General features: G+C 61.8%; 7 protein-coding genes. 5 read left to right on the top strand and 2 right to left on the bottom strand.

Annotated elements, in window-relative coordinates; genetic code table 11:
- The 5 genes from M2A_RS07865 to M2A_RS07845 form a co-directional block, all read left to right on the top strand.
- Positions 1 to 495: HEPN domain-containing protein (locus M2A_RS07865; RefSeq protein WP_045445501.1), on the top strand; the 495-nt coding region annotated here is incomplete at its 5' end.
- A 185-nt stretch (positions 496 to 680) separates the two neighbouring features.
- Positions 681 to 1,826, top strand: a complete 1,146-nt coding sequence (gene nadA / locus M2A_RS07860) for a quinolinate synthase NadA (protein ID WP_081875470.1) — start codon at positions 681 to 683, stop codon at positions 1,824 to 1,826.
- Positions 1,827 to 1,891: 65 nt separating this feature from the next.
- A complete protein-coding gene (locus M2A_RS07855) occupies positions 1,892 to 3,451 on the top strand; it encodes an L-aspartate oxidase (protein ID WP_045445374.1) in 1,560 nt (519 codons plus the stop codon).
- The gene (nadC, locus tag M2A_RS07850) at positions 3,448 to 4,314 is read left to right on the top strand and encodes a carboxylating nicotinate-nucleotide diphosphorylase (protein WP_197052876.1); all 867 of its coding nucleotides are present in this window, start codon (positions 3,448 to 3,450) and stop codon (positions 4,312 to 4,314) included. Before M2A_RS07855 ends, nadC begins: the two co-directional genes overlap by 4 nt.
- A 112-nt stretch (positions 4,315 to 4,426) precedes the next feature.
- Positions 4,427 to 5,236 (top strand): SDR family oxidoreductase, encoded by an 810-nt coding sequence (locus M2A_RS07845; protein ID WP_045445371.1) that lies wholly within the window; start codon positions 4,427 to 4,429, stop codon positions 5,234 to 5,236.
- Between the two features lie 197 nt (positions 5,237 to 5,433).
- Here the strand turns inward: M2A_RS07845 and M2A_RS17270 are convergent, their stop codons facing one another.
- Positions 5,434 to 6,153 carry a cell wall hydrolase gene (locus M2A_RS17270; RefSeq protein ID WP_052379299.1) on the bottom strand — a complete coding sequence of 240 codons (720 nt, stop codon included), beginning with the start codon at positions 6,151 to 6,153 and terminating at the stop codon, positions 5,434 to 5,436.
- A 411-nt stretch (positions 6,154 to 6,564) separates the two neighbouring features.
- On the bottom strand, positions 6,565 to 9,249 hold the full coding sequence (gene ppdK, locus M2A_RS07835) for a pyruvate, phosphate dikinase (protein ID WP_045445368.1): 2,685 nt from the start codon (positions 9,247 to 9,249) through the stop codon (positions 6,565 to 6,567).
- Between the last annotated feature and the right edge of the window lie 144 nt (positions 9,250 to 9,393).

Here is a 9,393-nt window from a genome sequence, read left to right as displayed (position 1 = left end):
TCCCACAGCTATCTAGAAAGTCGCTTCCTAGCTTTAACTCAAGCCCTTGAGACATATCACCGCCGGACAAACAATGACACGCTGATGAGTAATGAGGATTACGAGCTTGCCTTGGCAAAAGTTGAGGAAGCAATCCCCTCTCAGCACAAAGCTTGGGTCCTAAGCAGGTTAACCTATGGAAACGAAATATCACTCAGTCAACGAATCAGATTCTTATTAAATTACTTCGGCGACATCTTTGGAGATAAGAGCGCCCGAAGAAAACTGTGCTGGAAAATTGTGAACACAAGAAACTATTTAACTCATTACGATGAAGGCTTGGCAGATGAAGCTGCCAAGGGAATGCAAATTTGGGTACTTTGCCGGAAGATGGAGACGTTGCTCCAGTTGCACCTGTTAAAAGAACTCAAGTTCTCAGACGAAAGAATCAAGCAGATTGCGCTGAAATCACTAGACATGAAGCACGCGCTAGACCTCAAAATGGCCAAGGCTTAACCTAAACGGCCACAAATTCTCCCATGGACCTTGATAAGGTTCATTGCCCCTTGACCTCCTTCACAGAAACATCATATCTCGCTTGACGCGGCTAATGCTCAAACGTAGCATAAGCCCCTCGGCCGGCCCCGACCGGTATTTTTTGAGCGATTATTTATACTCAAAGTGAGTATAAGGAGGCAGCGATGGCCCTGGTTCTGGATAAACGGTCCGGCGAAACCCCGGCAGCGGGAGCGCCCCAAAATGCGCCGACCCAAGAAGCGCCGGCCAAAAAAGCGCCGGAAGGAAAAGAGGCGACGCCGCCCCGCAATCCCCGTTTCAAGCCGCTCCCCATGCCCGATCTGGAATATACGCCGGAAGTGGCAAGAGAAATGGCGCCTTATTACGAGCGGGTGAAGCACGTCATCCCCGCCGTCGAATGGCCGGTCTATGCGCCTTATGTGAAGGCGATCAACGAGCTGAAAAAAGAGCGGAACGCCGTTCTGCTCGCCCATAACTACATGACGCCGGAAATCTTCCACTGCGTCGGCGACATTATGGGCGACTCGCTGCATCTCGCCAAAGAAGCCGCGCGCGCGGAAGCGGACGTCATCGTCCAGTGCGGCGTGCATTTCATGGCCGAGACCTCGAAAATCCTGAGCCCGGAAAAGACCGTGCTCATTCCCGACAGCCGGGCGGGCTGCTCGCTTGCCGAAGGGATTACGGGCGCGGATGTGCGCGCGCTGAAAGCGAAATATCCGGGCGTGCCAGTCGTCACTTACGTCAACACGACGGCGGAGGTGAAAGCGGAAAGCGACATTTGCTGCACCTCCTCCAACGCGGTGCAGGTGGTCGAAAGCCTCGGCGTGCCGGAGGTCATCATGATCCCGGACCAGTATCTCGCCATGAACGTGGCCGCCCAGACCAATGTGAAGATCCATACCTATGCAGGCTCCTGCGAAGTGCATGAGCGCTTCACGCCGGAAGAGCTGCGCGCCTACCGCGAGGACGATCCGTCCATCGTCATCATCGCGCACCCGGAATGCCCGCCGGATGTGGTGAAGGAAGCCGATTTCTCCGGCTCCACCTCCGCCATGATCAATTGGGTGAAGGTCAACAAGCCGAAGAAAGTGGTGATGGTGACCGAATGCTCGATGAGCGACAATGTGGCCGCGGAGACGCCGGAGGTGGAATTCGTGCGCCCCTGCAATCTCTGCCCGCATATGAAGCGGATCACGCTGCCGAACATTCTCGATGCGCTGGTTTACATGCATGAGGAAGTGACGGTCGATCCGGCTTTGGCCGCGCGGGCGCGGGCCGCCGTCGAGCGGATGATCAATCTGCCCGTCTGAGCGGGCGCACTTTAAGGGCCTCTCAAGCGGAGGCTCTTAAAGAGGCGAAAAAGCGGGGCACGCGCGTGGCCGCACTTCCTGAAATTTCCGATGCCGGCGATGTGCTGATCGCGGGCGGCGGGCTTGCCGGGCTTTTCACGGCGCTGAAGCTCGCGCCCTTGCGCGTGACGGTGCTGGCGGCTGCGCCCATCGGCAATGGCGCCTCTTCCGCCTGGGCGCAAGGGGGGATTGCCGCAGCCATTCATGAAGGCGACACGGCCGAGGCCCATGCCGCCGACACGGTGGCGGCGGGCGCCGGGCTCGTCGATCCCGCCATTGCCCAGCTTCTGGCCCGCGAGGCCCCGGCGCGCATTGCCGATCTTCTGCAGCTCGGCGTGCCCTTCGACCGGGACCTTGAAGGCAAGCTCGCCGTGGGCCTGGAAGCCGCGCATAGCCAGGCGCGCATCGTCCATGTGGAAGGCGACAAGGCGGGCAAAGCGATCATGGAAGCGCTGATCGCCGCCGTGCGCGCCGCCCCTTCCATCCGCATCATCGAACATGCCGAAGCCTATGAACTCATCTCTGCGGGCGGGCGGATCTCAGGCGTTCATGCGCTGGTGAGCGGCAAGCGCGTCTCTTTCCTCGCGCGGGCCACGGTGCTTGCCACCGGGGGCACCGGCGCGCTTTATGCCGTGACCACCAACCCGGCGGAAGCGCGCGGCCAGGGCCTTGCCATGGCGGCCCGCGCAGGCGCGGAAATCGCCGATCCTGAATTCGTGCAGTTTCACCCGACCGCCATTGCCGCGGATAAAGACCCCGCCCCGCTCGTGACCGAAGCCTTGCGCGGCGCAGGCGCGGTGCTGACCGATGCGGCGGGGCAGCGCTTTACGGACGAGCTTGCCCCGCGCGATCAGGTGGCCCGCGCGATCGGCGCGCGCATCACGCGCGGGGAAAAAGTTTTCCTCGATGCGCGGGCAGCCGTGGGCGATAAATTCCCCGCCGCCTTTCCCACCGTCTATGCCCATTGCCGCGCGCTCGGCATCGACCCGGTGCTTGAGCCCATTCCCGTTGCCCCGGCGGCGCATTATCACATGGGCGGCGTGCGCACGGATGCAGAGGGGCGCAGCTCCCTTGCCGGGCTTTGGGCCTGCGGGGAAGTGGCCTCCACCGGCGCGCATGGGGCGAACCGGCTTGCCTCCAACTCGCTTTTGGAAGCAGTGGTCTTCGGCGCGCGCGTTGCCGAAGACATTATGAATGCGCAGCTTCCCTCCCCCGCCCTTAGCGCGCAAGAAGCGGAAATGGCAGCGCCCGAAAGCGCGCATCTGCCGCTCCTTCAGCGTCTGCGCCGACGCATGAGCGCCAAGGTTGGCGTGGTGCGCGAGGCGGGCGGCCTTAGCCAAGCGCTGGAGCTGATCGAGGCTTTACGCGCGGAAGCTGCGGGGCCCGCCCGCACGCTCAGCGCCTTTGAGAACCCGGCGATTGCCGCCCATCTCATGACGCGCGCCGCGCTTGCCCGCGAGGAAAGCCGGGGCGGCCATTACCGCAGCGATTTTCCCGAGACGCGGCCCGGCTGGGCGCATCGCAGTCTGCTTTATCTCACCCCGTCTCACGATCCTATGCCCGCACAAGAAGGAACCAAGGCATGAGTGCCCGCCCCATCGACCCCTTGCCGCAGCTCCTTATCGAAGGAGCGGTGAAAGCCGCGCTTCTGGAAGATCTCGGCCGGGCCGGCGACATCACGACGGAGGCGACGGTGCCCGCGAATGCGGAGGCCATGGTCGTTATGCGCGCGCGCCAGGCCGGCACGATTGCAGGTCTCGATGCGGCGCGCACCGCCTTCCGCCTTGTCGATGCGGGGCTGCGCTGCGCGGTGCAAAAGCCGGACGGCTCGGACGTCGAGCCCGGCGATACGATCATGGCGATCGAGGGCAAGGCCCGCTCGATCCTGACGGGAGAGCGCGTGGCGCTGAATTTCCTCGGCCACCTTTCAGGCATTGCCACGACGACGCGCGCCATGGTGCAGGCGGTGGAAGGCACGGGCGCGCGCATTTGCTGCACGCGCAAGACGACGCCCAATCTGCGCGCCTTCGAAAAATATGCGGTGCGCTGCGGCGGCGGGGCCAATCACCGTTTCGGCCTCGATGACGGGGTGCTGATCAAGGACAACCACATTGCCGCAGCCGGCGGCATTACCGCTGCCATCAAAAGCGCGCGCGCCCATATCGGCCATATGGTGAAGATCGAGATCGAGGTGGACACGCTCGATCAGCTTTCAGAAGCGCTGGAAGCGGGCGCGGAAGTCATCATGCTCGACAATATGGGCCCGGCCGAACTGAAAGAGGCTGTGGCGCTGACCGGCGGGCGCGCGGTGCTTGAAGCCTCGGGCCGGGTAACGCTTGAAAGCGTGCGCGCCATTGCCGAAAGCGGCGTCGATATCATTTCGGCAGGCTGGATCACCCATTCCGCGCCCTGCCTCGATATCGGCCTCGATTACGAGACGGCGCTTTAGGCTTCCCCCGCCTCTTGTTCCCTTGCGTCAACGCGCCCTTGCCGCCCCGCCCCTCGACAGGGCGCGGGGGGCCTTTAAGATGCTCCCCATAAAAATATAAAGGGGAGATGTCATGAGTGACGCAAAAGGGCGCAAGTCCATTTTCATTACCGGGGCGGCAAGCGGCATGGGCCGGGAGACCGCGAAGCTTTTTGCCGAAGGCGGCTGGTTCATCGGCGCCTATGACGTGAACGAAGAAGGTCTTGCCTCGCTGCAAAAAGAGCTGGGCTCTGCAAATTGCCTCACGCGCAAGCTCGATGTGACGGATAAGGCGGATTTCGACGCCGCCCTTGCCGAATTCGGAAAAGCGACGGGCGGCACGCTCGATCTGATGTTCAACAATGCCGGGATCGGGCGCGGCGGGCTTTTCGATCAAATGTCTTATGAAGACATCATGGCCGTGGTGAATGTGAATTTCATCGGCGTGCTGAACGGCATCCATGGCGCCCTGCCGCTTTTGAAAGCAACGCCCAACTCGCTTTGCTTCACCACCTCTTCTTCCTCCGCGACCTACGGAATGCCCGGCATTGCCGTTTATTCGGCAACGAAACACGCGGTGAAAGGACTGACTGAGGCGCTTTCCATCGAGCTGCGCCTTTACGGGGTGCGGGCGGCAGACACGCTGCCCGGCCTCATCGACACGCCCATTCTGCCGGAAGGGACGGCTGCCGCCGCGCCCAAGGAAGGCATGTTCCGCGCCATTCCGCCCATCGAGGTCGCAAAAGCCGTTTGGGCCTCCTATCACGACGAGCCGGAGCGGCTGCACTGGTTCGTGCCCAAAGAGATCGGCGATCTGGACAAGGCCTCCGCGCTCGATCCGGAAGGCACGCGCGATGAGCTTGCCAAGACCGGACCGATCGCGGCGTTGCTGAAGCAAATCTAAAGGGATTGGTGGATGACGAACCGCCGCCCTGTCTCGGGGTGGTCGGCCAATGAGACCGGAATGCCCGAAGGCATCCCAAGCATGCAGCCCGTCATCCTGCAAGAAACTGCCGAAAGACAAAAGCCGGCGCATTGAGATGTATCAATGCCCGGCTTTTCGATTTTCAGATCAGGAATTCTTTCCGCGAGGCCGCTGCCTTAGGAGCGGGCCTCGGAGGTGGTGTTCCGGTAGAAGATGTGGCGGCCGATCTTCGTGACCTTATAAAGCTGCCCTGCCCAGACCGGATTGACGTAATCGGCATGGTAATGGGTCACGCCCTCGCCGATCACCGGCTCGCGGATCATGCCCATCAGCACATGCTGGGCGGTGCGCTGGGCCTTGCGCCAGGCGAGCTTGTCGCTCGGGTCCTTGGACATGCCATCGCAGGTGAAGGAGAACTGGCAACCAGTCAGCCGCTCGGAGCCCTGATAAACCACTTCGCAGATGGAATTGGGATAACGGGTGGAGGCGACGCGGTTCAGCACCACTTCGGCCACGGCCAGACGCCCGGCATAGCTCTCGCCGCGGGCTTCATAATAAAGGCCGGTGGCGAGGCACTTGCGCTCCTTGGCAAAATCGAGCGCGGCACGGCGGATGCTCGTATCCGTCACGGGCCCGGCTTTGAGGGCCGAGGACAAGCTGGCCAGCGTCAAGGGGCTGCCCACGGCCGCGCCGGCGGAAGCCAGCGGCCTATCTTCGGCGGAAAGAGCCAGAACCGGCCCTTTTTCAGGCGCGGTCGCTGCATCCGCAGGCCCGCCCGTCAGCGCTTCGGCATGGAAGGAAAGGGCGAGCGCCGTCACACCGGCCAATCCAAGGCCCGTGTGGACAAAATTACCTGCCCAGCTTTTGAAATCCACGAAGTCGAGCAATCTCAGCATCGTCTCACCGCTTTCCGTCTATAGGCGCTTCTGCGTTGTTACGCTTGTTGCGTCATACCGGCGGCGATCTCATTCTGAGACGTCCGTCCGGGGTTTTCCTTTTCCCCTGCAAGGCCGATGCCCGGCGGGGACCCCCTAACTGTCGATGAGGGCGAGTAACATAAAGAATCTGGGGCGGCAACACACAAAAGATGTGCCTATGTGACGCACTATAACCTATTGATTTCAAAGGATTATGTTCGATTTTGGGCTGATTTTGGGCAAAGCCGGGGCGACTCAATAGGTTAACGCATCCGCTAAAATGCGACCCTATGACCACATAAATTTTAAGGTTTTGCGAAACCGGATTCTAACCCAAAAGGCCTGAGTTATATTGTCCGTAAACAGACAATAAGACTGACCGAAAGGGCCTCAGGCGTCCCGCTCGACCTGCGCGACGGCGGCCTGGGCCGCTGCCAGCCGGGCAATCGGCACCCGGTAAGGCGAGCAAGAAACATAGTCGAGCCCGTGATCGGCGCAAAAGCGGATGGAGGCGGGATCGCCCCCATGTTCACCGCAAATGCCCATCTTCATGCCGGGCCGGGTGGCCCGCCCGCGCTCGGCGGCGATGGCAATGAGCTCGCCCACCCCCTCCCGGTCCAGCGAGACGAAGGGGTCCTGCTCCAGAATACCGTTGGTGAGATACTCGTTGAGGAAGGAGGCGGCATCGTCCCGGCTGATGCCGAAGGCGGTCTGGGTGAGATCGTTCGTGCCGAAGGAGAAGAACTCGGCGGTTTCAGCGATCTTGCCGGCCTGGAGCGCGGCGCGGGGCAGCTCGATCATGGTGCCGACCGAATAATCGAACCGGGCGCCCTTTTCCTTCATGACCGCTTCGGCCACCGCATCGATGCGGGGCTTGAGGAAATCGAGCTCGTTTTTCGTGGCGACCAGCGGCACCATGACTTCCGGCACGACGGGGGCGCCCGTCTGCTCACCGGCCAGGAGCGCGGCTTCGAAAATGGCGCGGGCCTGCATCTCGTAAATTTCAGGGTGAGAAACGCCGAGCCGGCAGCCCCGGTGGCCGAGCATGGGGTTGAACTCGGAAAGCTGCCCCAAGCGCCGCTTCAGCTTTTCCGGGTCGAGCCCGGCCTGGGCGGCGACTTCCTCCACCTCTTCTTCCGTGTGAGGGAGGAACTCATGCAGTGGCGGATCGAGCAGGCGGATCGTGACGGGCAGGCCCTTCATGATCTCGAAAAGCTGGCGGAAATCGTCCCGTTGCATGGGCAGGATTTTATCCAGCGCCTTTTTCCGGCCCGCGGAATCGTCCGCCACGATCATCTCCCGCACGGCCAGGATGCGCTCATCCTCGAAGAACATATGTTCGGTGCGGCAAAGACCGATGCCTTCCGCGCCGAACTTGCGCGCGGTCTTGGCATCATGAGGGGTTTCGGCATTGGTGCGCACCTTGAGCTTGCGGATCTTGTCCGCCCATTCCATGAGCTGCGCGAAATCGCCGGAAAGCTCCGGCTGGCGCGTCGGCACCGCGCCCTTGATGATCTGCCCGGCCGAGCCGTCGATGGTGATGAGATCGCCCTTATGGAACGTATCGCCCATCACGGACATGGTCTGACGGGCATAATCGATGCGCAGGGAACCGGCGCCGGAAACACAGGGCTTGCCCATGCCGCGCGCCACCACGGCGGCATGGCTCGTCATGCCGCCCCGCGTCGTCAGAATGCCGGCGGCCGAATGCATGCCGTGAATGTCTTCCGGGCTCGTCTCGATACGCACGAGAATGACGTCCTCGCCGTGCGACTTCATGTCGGCGGCTTCATCGGAGGAAAAGACGATCTTGCCGCTTGCCGCGCCCGGCGAGGCAGGCAGGCCCGTTGCCACGATGTTGCGCGGGGCGTCGGGGTCGAGCGTCGGGTGCAAAAGCTGGTCGAGCGAGGAGGCATCGACGCGGCCGATCGCTTCTTCCTTGCTGATCAGCCCTTCCTTGACCATATCGACGGCGATTTTGATCGCCGCCTTGGCCGTGCGCTTGCCGTTCCGCGTCTGCAGCATCCAGAGCTTACCGGCCTGCACGGTAAACTCGATGTCCTGCATGTCCCGGTAATGGGCTTCAAGGCGCTCGAAAATGGCTCTCAGCTCGGTATAGGCTTCCGGCATCGCCTCTTCCATGGAGGGCTTGGTTTCCTTGCCCGCCTCGCGCGCCGCTTTCGTCAGGCTTTGGGGCGTGCGGATGCCCGCCACCACATCCTCGCCCTGCGCATTGATGAGAAACTCGCCGTAGATCAGCTTTTCGCCCGTGGAAGGATTGCGCGTGAAGGCAACGCCGGTCGCGCTTTGCGTGCCCATATTGCCGAAGACCATGGCCTGCACATTGACCGCGGTGCCCCAGCTATCGGGAATATTGTGGAGGCGGCGGTAGGTTTTCGCGCGCACATTCTGCCAGGAGCCGAAAACCGCGCCAATGGCGCCCCAAAGCTGCGCCGTCACACCCTGGGGGAAAGGCTCTTCAAGTTCTTCTTCCACCAGGCGCTTGTAGCGGGTGATAACTTCTTTCCAGTCTTCGGCGGAAAGGTCCGTGTCGAGATAATATTCGTTTTCTTCCTTGAAGATATCGAGGATCTCTTCGAAGGAATGATGGTCGAGCCCCATCACCACATCCGAATACATCTGAATGAAGCGGCGGTAGCTGTCATAGGCAAAGCGCTCATCGCCCGCTTTTTCCGCGAGGCCCTTCACCGTCTCGTCGTTGAGGCCGAGATTGAGCACCGTGTCCATCATGCCGGGCATGGAGGCGCGCCCGCCGGAGCGCACAGAGACAAGAAGCGGGTTCGCCGGATCGCCGAAACGCGCGCCGACGATCTCGCCCACATGGGTAAGCGCCGCCTCGGCTTGGGCTTCAAGACCTTCGGGATATTGGCGGTTATTGTCGTAAAAGGCGGTGCAGACTTCCGTCGTGATGGTGAAGCCGGGGGGAACGGGCAGACCCAGATTGCTCATCTCGGCAAGGTTCGCCCCCTTGCCGCCCAGAAGATCGCGCAGGCCCGCATGCCCCTCGGCAGTGCCGTCGCCGAACGCGTAAACCCATTTATGCGTGTCTGCCATTTTCGCTGTCCGTCTTTGACGCTTCTACGTTTGACGCTTTGACCTGGCGGCGCTCCGCCCTGCCGGGTGCGCGCACCGCTTCCCCGAACCGAAGACCGTCACCCCGGGTCCCGTCCCGGGGGCCATGAAACTTCGCATCGCGGT

Source organism: Tepidicaulis marinus, from assembly GCF_000739695.1.
Taxonomy (GTDB): Bacteria; Pseudomonadota; Alphaproteobacteria; order Parvibaculales; family Parvibaculaceae; genus Tepidicaulis; species Tepidicaulis marinus.
This window is presented reverse-complemented; position numbering and strand designations above follow the sequence as displayed.

Bases quoted from the DNA above. Each gene is read 5' to 3' on its own strand.
- M2A_RS07845 (WP_045445371.1), top strand. From the start codon at position 4,427: ATGAGTGACGCAAAAGGGCGCAAGTCCATTTTCATTACCGGGGCGGCA.
- nadA (WP_081875470.1), top strand. From the start codon at position 681: ATGGCCCTGGTTCTGGATAAACGGTCCGGCGAAACCCCGGCAGCGGGA.
- M2A_RS17270 (WP_052379299.1), bottom strand. From the start codon at position 6,153: ATGCTGAGATTGCTCGACTTCGTGGATTTCAAAAGCTGGGCAGGTAAT.
- ppdK (WP_045445368.1), bottom strand. From the start codon at position 9,249: ATGGCAGACACGCATAAATGGGTTTACGCGTTCGGCGACGGCACTGCC.
- nadC (WP_197052876.1), top strand. From the start codon at position 3,448: ATGAGTGCCCGCCCCATCGACCCCTTGCCGCAGCTCCTTATCGAAGGA.